Annotated in this window: 17 protein-coding genes; 11 read left to right on the top strand and 6 right to left on the bottom strand. The window is 69.6% G+C overall.

What is annotated here, in order from left to right:
- Window positions 1–38: 38 nt before the first annotated feature.
- The gene (locus tag AB0B72_RS36250; protein WP_367744029.1) at window positions 39–2,165 is read right to left on the bottom strand and encodes a prolyl oligopeptidase family serine peptidase; all 2,127 of its coding nucleotides are present in this window, start codon (window positions 2,163–2,165) and stop codon (window positions 39–41) included.
- A gap of 758 nt (window positions 2,166–2,923) precedes the next feature.
- Between AB0B72_RS36250 and AB0B72_RS36245 the strand changes: the two genes are divergently transcribed.
- Window positions 2,924–5,098, top strand: a complete 2,175-nt coding sequence (locus AB0B72_RS36245; RefSeq protein WP_367744027.1) for a phosphocholine-specific phospholipase C — start codon at window positions 2,924–2,926, stop codon at window positions 5,096–5,098.
- Window positions 5,099–5,292: 194 nt separating this feature from the next.
- Here AB0B72_RS36245 and AB0B72_RS36240 read toward each other — a convergent pair whose 3' ends face one another.
- A complete protein-coding gene (locus AB0B72_RS36240; RefSeq protein ID WP_367744024.1) occupies window positions 5,293–5,937 on the bottom strand; it encodes a TetR/AcrR family transcriptional regulator in 645 nt (214 codons plus the stop codon).
- On the opposite strand from AB0B72_RS36240, the gene AB0B72_RS36235 reads away from it, so the two are divergent.
- Complete coding sequence (locus AB0B72_RS36235; protein ID WP_367744023.1) at window positions 5,888–7,162, top strand: FAD-dependent monooxygenase; 1,275 nt, start codon at window positions 5,888–5,890, stop codon at window positions 7,160–7,162. The genes AB0B72_RS36240 and AB0B72_RS36235 overlap by 50 nt on opposite strands.
- Before the next feature lie 60 nt (window positions 7,163–7,222).
- On the opposite strand, the gene AB0B72_RS36230 is transcribed toward AB0B72_RS36235, so the two are convergent.
- Window positions 7,223–7,861, bottom strand: a complete 639-nt coding sequence (locus AB0B72_RS36230) for a TetR/AcrR family transcriptional regulator (protein WP_367744022.1) — start codon at window positions 7,859–7,861, stop codon at window positions 7,223–7,225.
- A gap of 65 nt (window positions 7,862–7,926) precedes the next feature.
- Here AB0B72_RS36230 and AB0B72_RS36225 point away from each other — a divergent pair, with 65 nt between their 5' ends.
- Window positions 7,927–8,880 (top strand): zinc-binding alcohol dehydrogenase family protein, encoded by a 954-nt coding sequence (locus tag AB0B72_RS36225; protein ID WP_367744021.1) that lies wholly within the window; start codon window positions 7,927–7,929, stop codon window positions 8,878–8,880.
- On the opposite strand, the gene AB0B72_RS36220 is transcribed toward AB0B72_RS36225, so the two are convergent.
- Window positions 8,877–9,539 (bottom strand): response regulator, encoded by a 663-nt coding sequence (locus AB0B72_RS36220; RefSeq protein WP_367744020.1) that lies wholly within the window; start codon window positions 9,537–9,539, stop codon window positions 8,877–8,879. The genes AB0B72_RS36225 and AB0B72_RS36220 overlap by 4 nt on opposite strands.
- Entirely contained in the window at window positions 9,527–10,651 is a 1,125-nt protein-coding gene (locus AB0B72_RS36215) for a sensor histidine kinase (RefSeq protein WP_367744018.1), read from the bottom strand. The genes AB0B72_RS36220 and AB0B72_RS36215 overlap by 13 nt, the downstream gene beginning before the upstream one ends.
- 132 nt (window positions 10,652–10,783) lie before the next feature.
- On the opposite strand from AB0B72_RS36215, the gene AB0B72_RS36210 reads away from it, so the two are divergent.
- From AB0B72_RS36210 to AB0B72_RS36180, 7 genes are all read left to right on the top strand, one after another.
- On the top strand, window positions 10,784–11,776 hold the full coding sequence (locus tag AB0B72_RS36210) for a hypothetical protein (RefSeq protein ID WP_367744017.1): 993 nt from the start codon (window positions 10,784–10,786) through the stop codon (window positions 11,774–11,776).
- Window positions 11,777–11,943: 167 nt separating this feature from the next.
- Entirely contained in the window at window positions 11,944–12,705 is a 762-nt protein-coding gene (locus tag AB0B72_RS36205) for an antibiotic biosynthesis monooxygenase (protein ID WP_367744016.1), read from the top strand.
- 153 nt (window positions 12,706–12,858) lie between these two features.
- Window positions 12,859–13,023, top strand: a complete 165-nt coding sequence (locus AB0B72_RS36200) for a hypothetical protein (RefSeq protein WP_367744015.1) — start codon at window positions 12,859–12,861, stop codon at window positions 13,021–13,023.
- Window positions 13,024–13,078: 55 nt separating this feature from the next.
- Window positions 13,079–13,255 (top strand): hypothetical protein, encoded by a 177-nt coding sequence (locus tag AB0B72_RS36195; RefSeq protein ID WP_367744014.1) that lies wholly within the window; start codon window positions 13,079–13,081, stop codon window positions 13,253–13,255.
- 87 nt (window positions 13,256–13,342) lie between these two features.
- The gene (locus AB0B72_RS36190; protein WP_367744013.1) at window positions 13,343–14,158 is read left to right on the top strand and encodes a phosphotransferase family protein; all 816 of its coding nucleotides are present in this window, start codon (window positions 13,343–13,345) and stop codon (window positions 14,156–14,158) included.
- Between the two features lie 261 nt (window positions 14,159–14,419).
- The gene (locus tag AB0B72_RS36185) at window positions 14,420–14,806 is read left to right on the top strand and encodes a hypothetical protein (RefSeq protein WP_367744012.1); all 387 of its coding nucleotides are present in this window, start codon (window positions 14,420–14,422) and stop codon (window positions 14,804–14,806) included.
- A 229-nt stretch (window positions 14,807–15,035) separates the two neighbouring features.
- Window positions 15,036–15,533: a hypothetical protein gene (locus tag AB0B72_RS36180; protein WP_367744011.1), complete on the top strand. Its 498-nt coding sequence runs from the start codon at window positions 15,036–15,038 to the stop codon at window positions 15,531–15,533.
- A 143-nt stretch (window positions 15,534–15,676) separates the two neighbouring features.
- Here the strand turns inward: AB0B72_RS36180 and AB0B72_RS36175 are convergent, their stop codons facing one another.
- Window positions 15,677–16,249 carry an isoprenylcysteine carboxylmethyltransferase family protein gene (locus AB0B72_RS36175; protein ID WP_367744010.1) on the bottom strand — a complete coding sequence of 191 codons (573 nt, stop codon included), beginning with the start codon at window positions 16,247–16,249 and terminating at the stop codon, window positions 15,677–15,679.
- Window positions 16,250–16,716: 467 nt separating this feature from the next.
- Here AB0B72_RS36175 and AB0B72_RS36170 point away from each other — a divergent pair.
- The coding region (locus AB0B72_RS36170; RefSeq protein WP_367744009.1) for a hypothetical protein at window positions 16,717–16,980 on the top strand (264 nt) is incomplete at its 3' end.

Below are 16,980 nucleotides of genomic sequence, written 5' to 3'. Positions count from 1 at the left end.
CTCTCGGCGGCTTCACCTCCTGCTCGCGGGAGATCGGCTCACTGTGGCTCCGCCACGGTCTCACGAAAAGGCGTGGTCGCCTCCTGCGGCGACAGGCCGGTGTATTTTCCGGCGAAGGCCAGAATGTCAATGGTCAGGGCGCGTTCTTTGCTCGCGGAGAAGGCGGCGTGGGCGGTGTCCGGTTCCCGGCGCATGAGGATCGGCCGTTCACCGCCGGTGGCGTGTTGGAGGGCCGCGCACATTTTGGTGACGTGGGCCTCTCCGGTCTGCATATCGGTCACCGCACCGGCGAAGAGGAATGCGGGATAACGGGTTTCAGGCGTGACGTTGTGGTACGGGGAGTATGCGAGCAGCCATTGAAGTTGTTCGGGCCGGGAGGCGGTGCCGAATTCGTCGGTCCATGTGCATCCCAGGCCGAACTGTTCGTAGCGCACCATGTCACAGAGCGGGCCTTCGGCGATGACCGCGGCGTACAGGTCGGGCCGCTGGACGGCGGCGGCGGTCACCAGCAGCCCGCCGGCGGACTGACCCAAGATCGCCAGTTGGCCGCGGGTGGTGCGGCCGGTGTCGATGAGCCAGGCCGCGGCGTCGTTGAAGTCGCTGATCGCGCGGTGTTTGTGTGGTCCGCGTCCGGCGTCGTGCCAGTGCCGGCCTTCTTCGCCGCCTCCGCGTACGCAGGCGACCGCGTAGGTGCCGCCGGCGCCGACCCATGCGGCCGCCATGGGGAAGAACCATGGACGCATGGGCATGCCGAAGCTGCCGTATCCGTAGAGAAGAGTGGGGCGAGGGCCCTGATGCTCTTCGGCCGGGGTGAACAGGAACAGTGTGATCTCGGTGCCGTCGGCGGCGGGATAGCGAACGCTGTGGCTGCGGATCCGCGGAGTGTGCCCGTTTGTCGTGGCGCCGGTCTCCGGTTCCGTCCTCCCGCTGGTGGCGTCGTAGCGGTAGATGGTGGGAGGCGTGGTCGCGTCGCAGTAGCTGAACCATGCGCGATGTCCGTGCGGAAGCCTTGTGCGCAGGGATGACACGACGCCCGCGCCGGGGAGGGGCAGGCCGGTGAGCGGCCGGCCGTCGGCCAGGTCGTGCAGGGTGACGGTGGAGGCGCCGTGGCGGGAGCGCGCCACCAGCAGCAGGGGCCGCTCAAGTGCGGGATCGTCCAGGACGAGGCACTCGTCCAAGGGGGCATGGGGGTCTTCGGCCACCAGCGTGCGCCACGCGGCCGGGTCGGTGTCGTGCCGGTTCGCCGTACAGATGCGGCCACACGGGGCCTGGTAGTCGGTGACCAGCAGCAGACTGTCGTCCGCCAGGAAACGGGGGAGAACGCGGGCGCCCAGAGTGCTCCCGTCGACGAGCCTGACGAATCGCGGGGCCCGCGGATCGACGAGCTCGGCGACGTACACATCGTTGTGCGAGGCGGGACCGGCGGTCGCGGTGACCGCCATGAACCGGCCGTCCGCGCTGACCGTGAGCCCGTAGTAGTGGTCCGGGGCGTCGTCCCCGCCGAACACCGGCGTGTCGGCCTGCCAGGGCGAACCGATCCGATGCAACCTCACCCGCCGCTGCAGGCGCATGTCGCCGGGGGCCAGTTCCTCGTCGGGAACGCGGCTGACGTAGTAGAACGCGTCCCCACCGGGCAGCCAGGCGAGCGAGGTGTTACGGGCACGCGGCAACGGCCCGTCGACCGTCTCACCCGTACGGACGTCCAGCACCGTGATGTCACTGCCGGGCTGCTCGGCGACCTCCATCTGGACGGCCACACGTTCGCCCTCACGCGATGGCCACCAGGCGAACAGGCCGGTATGGCCGGAAGGATCGATCTCCACCGGATCGACGAGCACCCGCCTGTTCCCCGCGGCGTCGACGACGAGCAGGCGCCGTTGCTCGTCCCCACGCGACTGCTCGGCGAGGAACATGACCGAGCCCCGCGCCATCGGAGGCTCCGACACGCCGAAGGATGACACCTCATCGACCAGAGACGCCCACGACCCCCGCTCACGCCACTCGGCGCGGTGGGCACGGAAGAGATCGTCCTGGGCCTCGGCCCAGTCCCGTACGCGCACGTCGTCGGCGTCTTCCAGCCACCGGTAAGGATCGGGAACCGGGAGACCGAACAGGTTCTCCTCCGCGTCGCCCCGCCAGGCGGCAGGGTAAGACAGTCGCGCCACGAACGCCCCCCGATGCATCGCCCCACCTGCGACGTGTAGAGGCACTGCGGCCATGACGCACCGCAGCACCTCGGTTCGCTCAGTTACGACTCGCCGCGAAGAATGTCCGCCTGCCAGCCGCGTACGCCGCCCACGCGGGCTGCCGGACCGGTCTCGCGATACGGTAGGTATCCACTCATGTGCGCCTCCCGAATCTGTCGTTTCGCCCGAAATGGGCGATTTCGACGGGAACCGTCCCCGCGCCTGCGATCGATAAACACGCACGTCGCCGTGGAGCGCCGATTCCTCCCGGTCGCATTGGGGGCCGGAGAGCTAACCGGCTAAAGGCCATTCTTCTGCCAAAGTTTCGCGCAAGAGAAGAAGGCATTATGGAATGCCGTGTGGAGATCGATCTCGTACATAAGTAATTCGGAGCCCGACCGCGACGGACGTCAGGGCTGACGGCGCTCTTGAATCGTAAGACCGCAGGCAAAAAACGGGTCGCCGAAGTCGTCGCCGGCCCCGTGGCGGTCAAGCGGAGGCAACCGCGGCGCACCCCTGGGCTCACCACCGCCCGCGCCTCAGGGACCAGGTCTCACGCACCGGTCCGGCGGGGTCCGGTCCGGGGTCGTTGCCACGCTCCGCGACCGGTGGCCGGTACCCCCGGCCCCCTAGGTCTTGCGCCACCGGCAATTTCGGCTTCGGCTTATTGTCGCTTTCGGGCAAGGTCATAAGGCCATGATCGTGCGGCACATCCCCGCACCTGAAGGTCTTGAGCCATGTCTGAACTGTCTCGCAGGAATTTCCTCGGCACCGCCGCCGCCGTCACCGGAGCGGCCGCAGTCGGCGCCGCGTTGCCCGGTGCGGCCGCCGCCGCGGCTCTCCCGCAGAACAAGCCTGCCCCGTCCGGCAAGCCGCACGGCGACATCCGTGACATCAAGCACGTCATCGTGGTCATGCAGGAGAACCGCAGCTTTGATCACTACTTCGGCACCCTCAAGGGAGTGCGCGGCTTCGGTGACCGCTCCACCATCCTGCTCCCGGGTGGAAAGACCGTCTGGGAGCAGCCGGTGTCGCTGACGGCGGGTGCCGCCACGCAGTACCCATGGCGGCTGAGCGGAGCCAAGACCTGGAGTGGATCGACGCCGCCCAGCCCCGAGCTCGGCGCCGCCAACTACGGCGGCACCAGCCACGGCTGGACCGACCAGCACGGCGCCTGGTACGGCGGGCTGATGAACGGCTGGTACTACGCCAAGGGCGGGCCGACCACGCTCGGTTATCTGGACCGTCACGACATGCCGTTCCACTACGCCCTCGCCGACGCCTACACGATCGGCGACGCGTACCACTGCTCCGTGCTCAGCGCGACCGGCCCCAACCGCACCTACCTGTGGGGCGGGACGATCAACGCCGACCACAGGCACGGCGGTTTCACCGCCTACGACGGCGGTGACGAGCGCGGCAAGTTCCTGCCCTGGGAGTCCTACGCGGAGACGCTCCAGGCGGCGCGCGTCAGCTGGCGGGTCTACCAGTGCGCCGACGACTACGGCGACAACGGCTTGGAGTACTTCAACACCTTCGCCAAGCTCGACCCCACCCAGGGCGGGACGGCCGCTCCGGGCAACGTCTACTACGACAACGGCGTGAAGAACGTCCCCGAGCCGGTCACCGGCCTGTCGGGCAACGCCGACAACATCACCGCCGCGATCCGCGCCGACGTGCTGAACGGCACGCTGCCGCAGGTGAGCTGGATCGTGAACAACCAGTTCTTCTCCGAGCACCCGGTCACGGCGCCGAGCAACGGCGCGTACTTCCTGCGCGGCGTCCTCGAGGCGCTCAACGCCGACCCGGACGTGTTCAACTCGACCCTGGTGATCATCAACTACGACGAGAACGACGGCCAGTTCGACCATGTCCCGCCGCCCGCTCCGGCGCCGGGCGAGGCCGACGAGTTCGTCTCCGGCACCATGGCCGCGTACGGCGTCACCGCTCCCCTGCCGGTCGGGCTCGGTTTCCGCGTGCCGCTCATCCTCATCTCGCCCTGGACGCGGGGTGGCTGGGTGACCTCGGAGGTGTCCGACCACACCTCGGTCATCCAGTTCATCGAGAAGTGGACCACCGCGCTGGGCACGCCGGCCATCTCGCCCAACATCAGCGAATGGCGGCGCAAGGTGTGCGGCGACCTGACGGCCGCCTTCGACTTCACCAAGCCGGTCTACGGCCTTCCCGACCTTCCGGACACCGGGGCACTCGTCCCGGAGGTCCGGTACACGCCGCTGCCGGGCGACAACACGATGCCGGCTCAGGAGGCGGGGACCAAGCGGGCGCGCCCGCTGCCGTACCAGCCGAACGCCAACCTGGCCGGGTTCACCGGCGGGCCGTCCGGCGCGGTGGCCAACCTGACCTTCAGCAACGTGGCCCCGTTCGTGACCAAGGCCAGCCACTTCGCCGTGTACAACAACCGGGCCGGGATCCCGTCGCTGGCGCAGTACCCGGCCGCGTTCCCGGGCCAGTACACCGTCGCGGCGAAGGCGACGGCGTCCGGAACCGGCCCCGTGGGCGCCTCGGCCGGCGACACCGCGTACGACCTCACCGTCACCGGGCCGAACCGGTTCCTGCGCCGTTTCGTCGGTGACCTCGCCGCCGCCGGCAAGGACCTCGTCGTCGAGGCTGCCTACTACGACGGCAAGTCGACCGCGCGGCCGAAGCTGAAGCTCTGGCTGCGCAACAACGGGCAGTCGCCCGTGACGTTCACCATCACGCACAACAACTACATCTCGGACAGGCCGCAGACGGTGAAGGTCGGCGCGCACGGCAAGGAGGCGTGGGCGGTCAGCCCGCTGGGGGTCAGCGGCGGCTGGTACGACGTGACCGTCACGGCCGACTGCGACGCGAGCTGGTCGCAGCGGTTCACCGGCCACCTGGAGACCGGAGAGGCCAGCGTCACCGGCTGATCGACGCGCCGCACCGAGGACCGGCCCTTCCCGCCACGCTCAGCCCGCGAACAGGCCGATCAGCGGGCAGGGCCGGACCTCCATGAGCGGCACTCGCCGGCCGCGGCGACAGATAGGTCGTCACGTCGGCCCAGGCGATGTGAACGCGATGATCTCACCGCGAGCAGGGCCCGGTGCCGCAGCTGGTGCCCCCTTCACCGGCCTTCCGGCTCCTCCGGGGGAGCACCGTCCGAGCCGGGTAGCGCGCCGTGCACCATGGCGTGAACGACACCCTGGACGACCTCCCTGGTGACGCTGCCGGGAGGTGCGGTCACCAAGGTGAACAGCGCACCACCGTAGAGCGCGACCAGGACGGAAACGCTCTCGCGGGGTATGGAGAGGCCGAGCTCGGCGTGGTGACCGGTGGTGAACCTCATCGAGCTGTCCTGCAGCCCCGCAAGAGCCGTGGCCAGCACCGGCCGGCGTACCGCCTCCAGCCGGAGCTCGAAGATCGCCAGATAGCGGGTACGCAAGGTGGTCGCCGCTCCGAGCAGTGACTCGGTCAGCAGATCGACGAAGTGTCCGGCGATCTGCGCCGGAGTGCCCGCCACGTCCGCCGCGGTGGTCTTGTACTGCCGAGCGGCCTCGTCCATGTCGGCGTGGTGCAGCTCGACGATGCGCTCCGCGGCGGCCACGAGCAGCGCCTCCCGGCTGCGGAAGTAGTTCGAGGCCGTTCCGTACGGAAGTCCGGCGGCCTTCTCGACCGCTCGGTGGGTCACGCCGTGCACTCCGGAGGCCGCCAGCAGATCGATGGCGGCATCGGCCAAGGCTCGGCGGCGGGCTGGATTGGTGGGCGGCACGCGTCCATGGTATGACGGTAGGCGTAGTAGAACGATTGTAGTGAATAGGGACCGCCGGGCAAGGTGGATGAGCGTCATGCGAGTCGTGGTGGTGGGCGCCGGCTTAGGCGGGGTGGCGGCGGCGGTAGGGCTGCATCGGCAAGGTCACGAGGTGACCTTGTATGAACGCGGCGCCGAACTGCGGGAGGCGGGCACCGCCGTCGTGGTCATGCCCAACGGCGTCCGGGCACTGGACGCGCTGGGGTTGAGCGACCACGTCCGCGGCCAGACCATGCCCGCCGTCAGCGGCGGACTGCGAGACTGGCGCGGACGGCCGTTGCTGGTCACGGACGTGGCGCAGGCGCAGCAGACGGTCGGGCCGTCGGTGGCCGTGAGCCGGGCCGAGCTGCACCGGGCACTGCGCGCCCCGCTGCCCGCCCAATCGGTGCGTACCGCGACACCCGTCCATTGGCTGGGGCCCGGCCGCACCGAAGTGACGGTGATCGGCGACGGCCGCCTTCTGACCAAGGCCGATGCCGTGATCGTGGCCGACGGAATCGGCAGCACGATACGCGGCCGTCTGTTTCCCCGGCACCCCGGATTGCGGCGGGTCGGCCGGCTGGACCTGCGCGGCATGCTGCCCAGACCCGCGAGTCCCGACGTGACCGGGCTACTGGCCGGCATCATGATCGACCGCCGCACCGGGGCGATGTTCGGCCTTTTCCCCGTCGGCGGAGATCACCTGTACTGGTTCACCGACTCCGCACTGCACGGAGCGCCGCCGGAGGCCGATGAGGCGCGCCGGGATGTGCTGTCCCTGATGGCCGACTGGCACCCGTCCGTCCCGGCGCTGATCGAGGCCACCTCACCCACGGACATCTACGTCGACGCGATCGCCTGCCTGGCCGAACCGCTGCCGTCGTTCGCGATCGGCAGGGTCGCGTTGCTCGGCGACGCCGCGCACGCCATGACCCCCGATCTCGGGCAGGGGGCCAGCCAGGCCTTCGAGGACGCGGCCGCCGTCACCCGGCACCTGGCCGGCGCGGGACCGGCGGATGTCGAGCAGCGGCTGCTCCGTTACGACGCCGAACGCCGGCCCCGTACCAGCCGGCTCATGGCGGCGTCGTCCCGGCAGGCGTGGTTGATGTCGCGAACCGGCGCCACCGCGTGGCTGCGCGACGCCGCACTGCGCGCGGTGCCCCGGCGGCTCGCCACGCGACAACTCGCCTCCATGTGGCGCGTGTAGCACGGAGACATCGGGATCCACCGGGCCAACAGGAGCGCACAACGGAAGGCGCCGGCCGGTTCATTCTGACGCTTCACTGTTTCCGGCCTGGGCCACCTCAAGCCGGTCGAATGCGGCTCGCACGCTGGGGCCGAGCTTCGCCGGATCCCCCGCCGCCATCTCACGGCCGGCGTTGTAGCAGGCCAGCGCGAGCTGCGGGGCGAGGGCCACGGTCTGCGCCGACGCGCCCTGCTCACGGAGGATCTCGCCGATCGTCTCGGCGAACCGGCGCTGCTTACGGGCCGCACGGTCGCCCAACTCCGGGTTCTGGTCGATCAGCCGCTCCCGCACCACGTAGCGCGCCGGGTCCTGGGTCACCTTGGCGCAGATCCTCATCGCGGTCTCGCGTACCAGTGCCAGCGCCTCCGGCAACGACGGCGGCATGGGCGACTCGGCGACGGTCCGCTCCCGGTGCCACTGCCCGTGCCACTGCCCCACCGTCTCCAGCCACTCCTCCTCGCCGGCGAAGACGACCTCCTGTTTGTCGCCGAAATACCGGAAGAACGTGGTGCGCCCGACCCCGGCCCGCTCGGCGATGTCCGGCACCGTCACCTCCGTGTAGCCGCGCTCGGCGAACAGCAGGTAGGCGGCCTCGACGATCTCGTCACGGGCCCGCTGCTGATTGCGCGCACGCAACGAGCGCGCTGGGGAGTCCGACACGCGATCAGCATACCTGTATGGTACTGCGTACCACTTCAGTATTGAGTACCAGAAAGGGGTTCTTGATGCGAGCAGTCCAGATCACCGAGTTCGGCGGGCCTGAGGTCGTGCAGGTGCGTGAGGTGCCCGAGCCCGTGCCGTCGGCCGGGCAGATCCTCATCGACGTGGCGCGCTGCGGTGTGAACTTCTCCGACACGCTGCTGCGGGAGAACGCCTACATCGCCGCGGCCACGCTGCCGCTGATCCCCGGCGGAGAGGTGGTCGGCCGAGCCCCGGACGGTCGGCGGCTCGCCGCCATGATTCCAAACGGCGGGTACGCGGAGCGGGCCGTCATCCCGCAGGACACCGCTTTCGCCGTACCTGACGGGATCGACGACGTGGAGGCGGTCGCGCTGCTCGCCCAGGGCCTGACGGCCTGGTGGCTGGTCAACCGCACCGCCGACGTTCAGCCCGGCGACAGCGTGGTGGTGCATGCCGCGGCCGGCGGCGTCGGCTCCCTCGCGGTACAACTGGCGAAGCTGCGCGGCGCGGGCAGGATCATCGCCACGGCCGGCACGCCGCAGAAGCGCGACCTCGCCCTCGAGCTCGGCGCGGACGCCGCCGTCGACCCGGCGACCGAGGACCTCGCCGCCGCGCTGTCCGAGGCGAACGACGGCCGCCAGGTCGACGTGGTGATGGAGATGACCGGCGGACGCGTCACCGACCAGAGCCTCGACGCGCTGGCACCCTTCGGCCGGCTCGCCTTCTACGGAATGGCCAGCCTGATCGAGCCTTCGAAGGTTTCGCCGCGGACCCTGCAGCGCCGATCCGCCACAGTCGCCGGCTTCTGGCTCATGCACGCCTTCGCGCACCCGGCGGTGCTGCACAAGGCATACGCGGAGTTGGCCACCAAGGTCATGGCGGGCGACCTGCGTGTGGTCCACGGCGGGGACCACCCCATGTCGGAGGTCCGCCGCGTCCACGACGAGCTGCGCAACCGCAGGACCACCGGCAAACTCGTCATCGATCCGGCCCGCTAGAGCGGATCATCGTGGGCGATGAGAGCGAGTTGGACGCGATTGTCCAAGTCGGTCTTCGCGAGGATGCGGGAGATGTAGCTCTTCACCGTGCCCACGCTGATGTGAAGTTCGGCCGCGATGTCCGCGTTGGCCCTTCCCCGGCCGACCGCGGCGGCGACCTCACGCTCGCGGTCGCTGAGCCTGGCCAGCAGCCTGCGTGCGTCGTCGCGGCGGCGGTCGGCCGCCTCCGGCGCCAGGTGGGCGATCAGGCGCCGGGTCACGCTGGACGAAAGGATCGGCTCGCCCGCCGCGACCCGGAGGACCGCGTCGACGATGCCCTCCGGCGGGGTGTCCTTGAGCAGGAACCCGCTGGCCCCGGCGCGCAGCGCGCCGAAGACGTGCTCGTCGGCGTCGAACGTGGTCAGCATGATGACGTGGGGAGGGTCGGGCCGCCGCCGCAGCAGCCGGGTGGCGTCGATCCCGTCCAGGCCCGGCATCCGGATGTCCATGAGCACCACATCGGGCGCGTGCGCGTCGACCGCGGCTCCGACGCCGGCGCCGTCGGCCACGACGCCCACCACGACGAGCTCGTCGGCGCCCCTGAGCATCAGCGTCAGACCCGCCCTGACGAGCGGGTCGTCGTCCACGACCAGCACGCGTACGGCGCTCACAGCGGCCATGGTAACCAGACCGCCAGGCGGAACTCGCCGTTCTCCACTCCGGCCCGCTCCACCCGGCCGCCCGCCAGCTCGGCCCGCTCCCGTATCCCCGCCAGGCCGGCGCCCTCACCCCCGGGAGCGCCTGCCACGGGGTTGCGCACCTCGATGGCGAGCCCCCGGTCCGGCCTGCCGTCGAGGCGGAGGGTCACCGGCCTGGCCGGCGCGTGCTTCCTGGCGTTGGTGAGGCCTTCCTGGACGATCCGGTAGGCCGCCCGCGCCGTCGCGCCAGGCAGGTCGGGCAGGCGTACGCCGCCGTCGTGCATCTCGACCTCCATGCCCGCCCGCCGTACCTCCTCGACCAAGGTGCGCAGGTCCAGCTCGGCCAGGACGGGCGCCTCGCGGAGCACCGAGATGACCTGGCGCAGCTCCTGCAGCGCCTGGTGCGCGCTGGAGCGCACCACCGCGGCCGCCTCGACCACCTCCGCCGGGTCGGCCCGCGCGTTGAACTCCAGCGCTCCCGCGTGCAGTGCCAGCAGCGACAGCCGGTGCGCCAGCACGTCGTGCATCTCTCGGGCGATGGCCAGGCGTTCGGCGTTACGGGCCAGCTCGACGCGCCGCCGTTGCTCCTCCTCGGCTCTGCGGACCCGCTCCGCCAGCGACAGCACCAGTTGGCGGCGGGCCCGTGCCAGCATCCCCCATCCGGTCAGCGCCACTCCTGACAGCACCGCGACCAGCGCCCACACCGGGTACGGCGCCAGCCCCGGCGGCCGCAGCCAGAACCGGGCCAGCATCGCGGCCACCCAGGCCGCGCCCACACCGACCGCGACGACCGAGCGCCGGTACAGGGCGGTCATCAGCGTGGCGATGCCGGCCGCAACCGACGCCGAGGCCGCGGGCACGGCCAGCACCACGGCCGCGAGCGCTGTGGTGGCCGGCCACCGGCGCGACAGCCACAGCGCCCCGCACGCCGCCGCGCCGCCGGCCACGTCCGCGACCAGGTACCAGCCGGAAGCCGCGCCGAGGTCGCCTCGCACGACGACCGCCGCCGCGGTCAGCGCGCAGGCGACGCCCCCCACCCGGATCGACCGGTCCCGCCGGGTCGTGGCAGGGCCAGGCCGTACGTCTGCGGTCACGGACGCCCAGCGTAATGACGGCGGGCCCGCCGACGGCAGCAACCAAAGTCGCCGCCGGGTTGCCCACCTGGGTTGCCACGGACAGGACCCGGGGCGGAAGCGTGGGTGGTGAGTGGAGAACACGCTGGCCGTATGACGGCGAACAAGACGCGCGGCCGCCGGGCCGCACTGCTCCTCGCGGTGATCACACCGCTCGTGGCCGAGTTCACCCTCGGCAACCCGCCGCTGCGCATGGCGTGGCTGCTGCTGCTGTGGATCCCGATCTACGGCGCGGGCGTCGTCCTGGTGCGCGAGCTGGTACGGCGGGCCGGGACGGGCTGGACCGGGGTGCTGCTGCTCGGCGCCGCCTACGGCATCGTCGAGGAGGGCTTGGCGCTGCAGGCGCTGAGCAGCCCCACGATCTACGGCGCCGCCGGGTGGGCGCCCCGGATCCTGGGCCTGAACAGCGCCTACGCCGAGCTGCAGATCGCCTATCACGCGGTCTTCAGCGCCGCGATCCCGATCCTCCTGACCGACCTGATCGTCCCGTCCCTGCGCGACCGGCCCTACCTGGGCAGGCTCGGCACCTGGCTGGCCGGCGCGGTCTTCGTCCTCGGCGCACTGCTGCTGCGGGTGACGGTGGTGACGACCGTCGACCCCGGGTACGAGGCGCCACCGGCGATCCTGGCCGGCTGTGCGGTCGCCGTGGTCCTGCTGGCGGCGGCGGGGTTGCGGCTGAAGTCCCGCCCGGGCATGTCCCCGATCAGGCCGCCCGCCCCCGCGATGGCCGGGGTGTTCGGCGCCGTGGCCGCCTTCGCATACCTGGCGTCGCTGTTCCCCTTCGGCGGCGCGACCCAGCCCGCCTTCACCCACGGCGGATGGGTGGTCGTGCCGATGTCGGCCGCCGTCGTTCTGGCGGTCGCCGTCGCGTGGCTCCTGCGCCGCTGGACGGCCGGCGGTCTGTGGACGGATCGGCACAGCCTCGCCCTGGCCTCCGGCGCGCTGATCGCCCACACCGCCTTCGGCCTGATCTCCAACACCGACACAGCGGCCGACCGCGCCAGCCTGGCGGCCGTCGGCGTGGTCATGGTGTGCCTGCTGGCCGTGCTGGGCCGCGGGGTCGCCGGCCTCTCCGGCGCGAGATGAGGCCTCAGCCGGAGCACCTGCCGAACACTTGTCCACATCCTGTGCACAGCTCGGGACGATGTGGGTAAGGCGCTCACAGAGAGTCGACCGATTACATGATTACAAATATGGCAGGATGTCTGAGAGAGCCAACGATGAGGCCGTATCGAACCTGGGGTTGATCGTTTGTGATCGTTGAGTACATCCGCTATCGCATCCCGGACGGGCGCGGCGAGGACTTCGAGGCGGCCTACCGCAAGGCCGCCGGCTGTCTGTCCCGCGCCCCGCAGTGTGTGGACTACGAGCTGGCCCGCAGTGCCGAACGGCCCGAGTCCTACATCCTGCGGATCACGTGGACATCGGTGGCGGATCACCTGGACGGGTTCCGGCGCAGCGATCTGTTCCAGGAGTTCTACGCGGCGATCGGTTCGTTCGTACACGACATCGAGGAGATGAGTCACTACGAGCGCACGGCGGTGCACGGAGCGGGCGGTTCGATTCCCTCGCTGTACGACTGGGCCGGCGGCACCGGTGCGCTCGAACGGCTCACGGAGAGGTTCTACGATCTCGTCGCGGGAGATGACCTGATCGGGCCCCTGTTCAAGGGCATGGATCCCGATCACCCGCGCTATGTGGCGATGTGGCTGGGAGAGGTCTTCGGCGGCCCGGCTCGCTACACCGGCGAGCGGGGCGGCTACTCGCACATGCTCTCCATGCACCTCGGCAAGGCCATCACGGAACCCATGCGACGCCGGTGGGTGAGCCTGCTGATGGACGCGGCCGACGATGTCGGGCTGCCCGCCGATCCCGAGTTCCGCGCCGCGTTCACGGGCTACATCGAGTGGGGGACGCGTCTCGCGCTGGCGAATTCACAGCCGGACGCGGAGCCCATGCGAGAGGCTCCCGTGCCGCACTGGGGCTGGGGTGTGGCCCCTCCCTACAGAGGCTGACCTCCGGGGCGTGTGCCGCGACGGGGCGCCGCGGCGGACGGCCGCACTCGCACTCCGCGGTGTCAACCTGTGCTATCCGGCATTCGCCGAGTCATCGCCATCTGAGTACCTGGACTCATGATGGATCACCGATGCTCGTGCAAGGTGATGACCATGCGACCCCTGCGCGCACTGACCCGCTACGTCTCCCGATACCAGCGCGGAACCTTCGCCGCCTCGATCGTCGGCCTGGGCCGGCGGCGCTACGTCAACGAGTTCCCCTACCACGACACCTATGACAGCGGCGTGGCACCCGTCCACCAGCACGCGCACCACTGAGCACCCGGGTGGCGCCCACCGGGGGGGCGCCACCCCCTACGCGGGAGTCCCCGGAATGATCGAGTCCGTCCCATTGAGTTTCGTCTTCGCGGTCATGGGCCTGTGGTTCCTCTATCGCGGCGTGCGTCGCGGTTCGGGCGGCGCGGCTCCCGGCTTCGCCGAGCGGGTCTCCCACCTCCCCCATGCCCTGATGGCCGCGGCCATGGTCGCCATGTGCTGGCCGATGAGCTGAGCGCGATGGCACCCTACTGCAAGAGCGACGCCGGGGTGCGTCAGCACCGCGCGCTCTGGATCGCGGGCTGGATCGTGGGAGGAAGACATGGCCGGCCAGTCGAGCACCCACGTCGTCACGATGCTGCCCGACAGGGTCGTCAAGACCTATGCCTCCTGGAGCCGGGGCGAGCACGAGCAGGAATGGCGGGCCCTGAATCTGCTCGCGCGGTACGCGCCCGATCTTGGACCGCGCCCTCTGGAAGCGGATATGTACGCCGAGCCCCCAGTCGTCGCGATGTCCCGGCTGGACGGCGTCCCACTAAGGGGCCAGACGGTCACCGCCGAGCAGGTCAAAGCCATGGCCGAGGCGATCACGGCCCTGCATGAGTCGGTCCCGGCGTCCGTGCTGGACGGCATGGCTCCCTCTCCCTGGAACCCGGGCGTGGCCGTGGCCAAGGCTCGGCGGCTTCGCGCGCAAGAGCCTGATCTGGGTGAAGGCCCGCTGGTGAAGCGGGCCTTCGCGGCAGGGGCCGAATGGCTCGACAGTTATCCACTCGGCAGGCTGACCGCGACGGACTTCACGCCGGTGCTCGGACTGTCGGACGGCAACCTGGCCAACTACCTCTGGGATGGCAGGCGTGTGCGGATGGTCGACTGGGAGGATTCCGGCCGCAGCGACCGTGCCTTCGAGCTCGCCGAGGTCATGGAGCACATCTCCCGCGTCGATGGCGTCTTCGACGGGGCGGCGCTGCTGGCGTACGCCGAGCTGACCGTGGCGGAGGCGGCCCGAGTCCTGGACCTGCGGCGCCTGCTCGCTTTTACCTGGCTGTGCACGCTCGGTCCAGGCGGGCTTTTCTCCAAGCGCAACCCCTACGGCACCCTGGACCGGCAGGCGGATCGGCTGCTTGAGCTGGTCAGCTGAGCGTCAGGTAACCGCGAACGACCGGCGATCAGTTGAGGGGGATGCCGACATCGTCAAACTGTCGGCAAACGGGAACCTGTCCAGATAGCGATGGTACGGAAAGTAGTGTGACATCTCATGAGCTGGATCAGAGTGCCTCTGGAACTGTGATCGGCGAGGGATTTTCGGTGGCCTATACATCCTCTATGATGCGAGCGACATCGTGGATGCCGAACAGATCGAGGTCGCTTGCGTCCGTTTTCCTCTGTCTACCTAACCTCTTTGATCGGTGTGGCGATTGCCGTCGTCTGCGGGGGTTGTTCGGGCAGCTGTAACGCTTCGGCTGAGAAATTCTACGCGTTGGTCGACCAGGCGACGAGGAACTCGTTCGGCGAAGGCGAGGCGCCCTACAGAGATGAGCTTTCGGGTTGTGACTCTTGGGATGATCCGTCAGTCCTCATAGCAATGGGGGAAAACGTCCGGTCGGTAACCGAAGTGTCAGACCAGATGAGATCGGATCACTGGGAGCCGTTCGCCGGGCAAGAGGCGAGACGTAATCCGAACTTTATGGCGCTGAAGAAACGTGTCAAGAACCAGATGCTCATCGCCATGATAGGACGTGAGCCGGCTGTTTCCGAAATCACGGTCGAAATCGTGGCCGAGGAGTGATTCTTCCTGAGTACCTTCGGCTGAACGAAGTTTGGATCCTCTACGAAGACCATCGACCGAGAGGGCGTGAGATGAATGACGACCTATGCGTAGGAGCCATCGATTCTGGGCCGGCCTTGGTGACCGCTGTGCTCACTTGCCGCGTCCAGCGTCGCTGGTCGGCGCCGTGACTGTCACCCTCGGCCGACGACCCCGTCGGCGTACGGTCCTGGCGAGGTCAGCGGCGCGGGTGGCGCTCGGAGGGGTCCTGGCGGCGGGTGTGCTGGGCTGTACGCCGCAGGTGAACGGGGAGGCTGGGATCAGCGTCGACGAGGCGGGGCGCCTTCTCCTGGTCTTCGCCTGGTGCGGAAGGGGGCCGAGCTCTGCGGTTGTCTACCACGACCGCCAGTCCGGCAGCGCCCCCGACGAGATTAGGGATGCCCGCTATGAGGGGCCTGAAATGAAAGGCCGATCCGGGACAATCCGTCTCGACGCCCCGTCGGGAGGCTGGACGGCCACCATAGGACCGCCGAAACTCACCCCGGCGATCACCTACACGGCCGTCGGCGGCAATGGGGATGCCTCCACCGCGACCGGCAGCATCAGCTTCGAGGCCGGCGACGCGGCGAAGCTCAAGCCCGGTAAAGTCCTCGTCCAACGTTACGATCAAAAGCAGCAGGTCGTGGCCGAGGTCATCCCCATGGAACAATTCCAGCGGTCCGCCCGGTGGCCCGCGACTTGCACGTGACTGGAAGTACGTGGGGTGAACGAGTCGGACAGGCCGACCAGTAGACGCGTCGCTGGAATCGGCATCGACCGGTTATTGAATACGGGCCTCGTGGCGAGGGCAACGATCACCTCCAACCGGATCAAGGGAGACGGCTCGGCCGCCTACCACAGGCCCGGGACGAGGCGATGTGTCGTCTTTTGATAGCCGCGGTACCGCTCACCGAGCACCCGGATCATCTCGGCTTCCTCGACCGCGATGCGCGGCAACAGCCCCAACGGCGGAAGGACGGCGCAGATCACCAAGGACAGCCAGTTGCCCGCGCCGAGGCCGAATCCCAGGGCGATCAGCAGCAGGCCGGTGTAGGAGGGATGCCGCACCCACCGGTAGGGGCCGCGCGTGACCACGACCTGGTCGGCGTCGACCTGGATGAAGGTGCTGAAGGCCCCGCCGAGCGTCAGCACCGCCCAGACCCGCACGGCCAGCCCCACCCAGATCACGACGATTCCCGCCGCGGCGAACACGTGCGGCGCGGGTGTTCCCAGCGCCGGCACCCATCCTCGCAGGACGATCCCCAGGAAGATCGATCCCCCAAGAGAGAGGGAGACGATCGCGCGGGTGCCACGGTCCCGGCCCAGGCGACCCTTCCGCCGGACAAGGTCACGTACGAGGAGGCCCCCTTCGAACGCGGACCAGCAGAAGATCGACACCAGGAACGCGGTGGGTAAGGCGGGCATATCTCGCAACATAATCCACCGGCCTCACCGACGGGCCTACGCCGAAGCTCGCGCCTACCTGCGCCGGTTCGCCGGTGGGGTGTCGCTCCCCGGCCACCTGCCGGGGGCGGGCTACGTCGCCTTACGGCGGCATGCCGGCGACGGGCCTGGCCGGCCGTACTCGCAACAGAGACTGCGGCGGCCAGGCGAGAACTTTGTCTCAGGCTGGATCATGCGCGCATAGTGGCTATAAGGCGTACGGCGAAGGCACCTGTTCGATCACACCCGAGATCCGGATGGCGATTCGGCTTCGGCGGCTGTACGGGTCGAGTGGTGCACGCGGGATGCCGCCGCCGCTCGAAGGATGAGGGCGGCCACGACTTTGGTCCTGGGCAGGGGGCGACGCCTTGCGGGACGAGGCCCATGGCGCGGCGCATCTCCGAGGTCATCGCATGGGCCGCCCCAGGATCGGGGGGAGGAATACCGAGATGAGCGAGCATCCGAGAACATCCGGCGCCTCACGTGAGGACGCGTCCGCCCGGATCGGAAGCGTGGGTCCGACGCGGAGGCTTGTCGCCCGCGTGGCGTTGCTGCTGCTCGCCGGCGCGGCGCTGTACCAAGGGCTGTGGGCGCAGTTCGCCCCCAGGTCCTTCTACGACGGCTTCCCGAACGGGTCGGCCAGGCCACCCACGTCCCGTACAACGAACACCTTGTACGGGACGTGGGTGGCCAGGCCGACGCACGGGGGGTCG

Origin of the sequence: Microbispora sp. NPDC049125 (genome assembly GCF_040802045.1) — a bacterium.
GTDB lineage: Bacteria > Actinomycetota > Actinomycetes > Streptosporangiales > Streptosporangiaceae > Microbispora.
This window is presented reverse-complemented; position numbering and strand designations above follow the sequence as displayed.

Bases quoted from the DNA above. Each gene is read 5' to 3' on its own strand.
- AB0B72_RS36245 (WP_367744027.1), top strand. From the start codon at position 2,924: ATGTCTGAACTGTCTCGCAGGAATTTCCTCGGCACCGCCGCCGCCGTC.
- AB0B72_RS36235 (WP_367744023.1), top strand. From the start codon at position 5,888: ATGGCGGCATCGGCCAAGGCTCGGCGGCGGGCTGGATTGGTGGGCGGC.
- AB0B72_RS36225 (WP_367744021.1), top strand. From the start codon at position 7,927: ATGCGAGCAGTCCAGATCACCGAGTTCGGCGGGCCTGAGGTCGTGCAG.
- AB0B72_RS36220 (WP_367744020.1), bottom strand. From the start codon at position 9,539: ATGGCCGCTGTGAGCGCCGTACGCGTGCTGGTCGTGGACGACGACCCG.
- AB0B72_RS36210 (WP_367744017.1), top strand. From the start codon at position 10,784: ATGACGGCGAACAAGACGCGCGGCCGCCGGGCCGCACTGCTCCTCGCG.
- AB0B72_RS36200 (WP_367744015.1), top strand. From the start codon at position 12,859: ATGCGACCCCTGCGCGCACTGACCCGCTACGTCTCCCGATACCAGCGC.
- AB0B72_RS36195 (WP_367744014.1), top strand. From the start codon at position 13,079: ATGATCGAGTCCGTCCCATTGAGTTTCGTCTTCGCGGTCATGGGCCTG.
- AB0B72_RS36190 (WP_367744013.1), top strand. From the start codon at position 13,343: ATGGCCGGCCAGTCGAGCACCCACGTCGTCACGATGCTGCCCGACAGG.
- AB0B72_RS36175 (WP_367744010.1), bottom strand. From the start codon at position 16,249: ATGCCCGCCTTACCCACCGCGTTCCTGGTGTCGATCTTCTGCTGGTCC.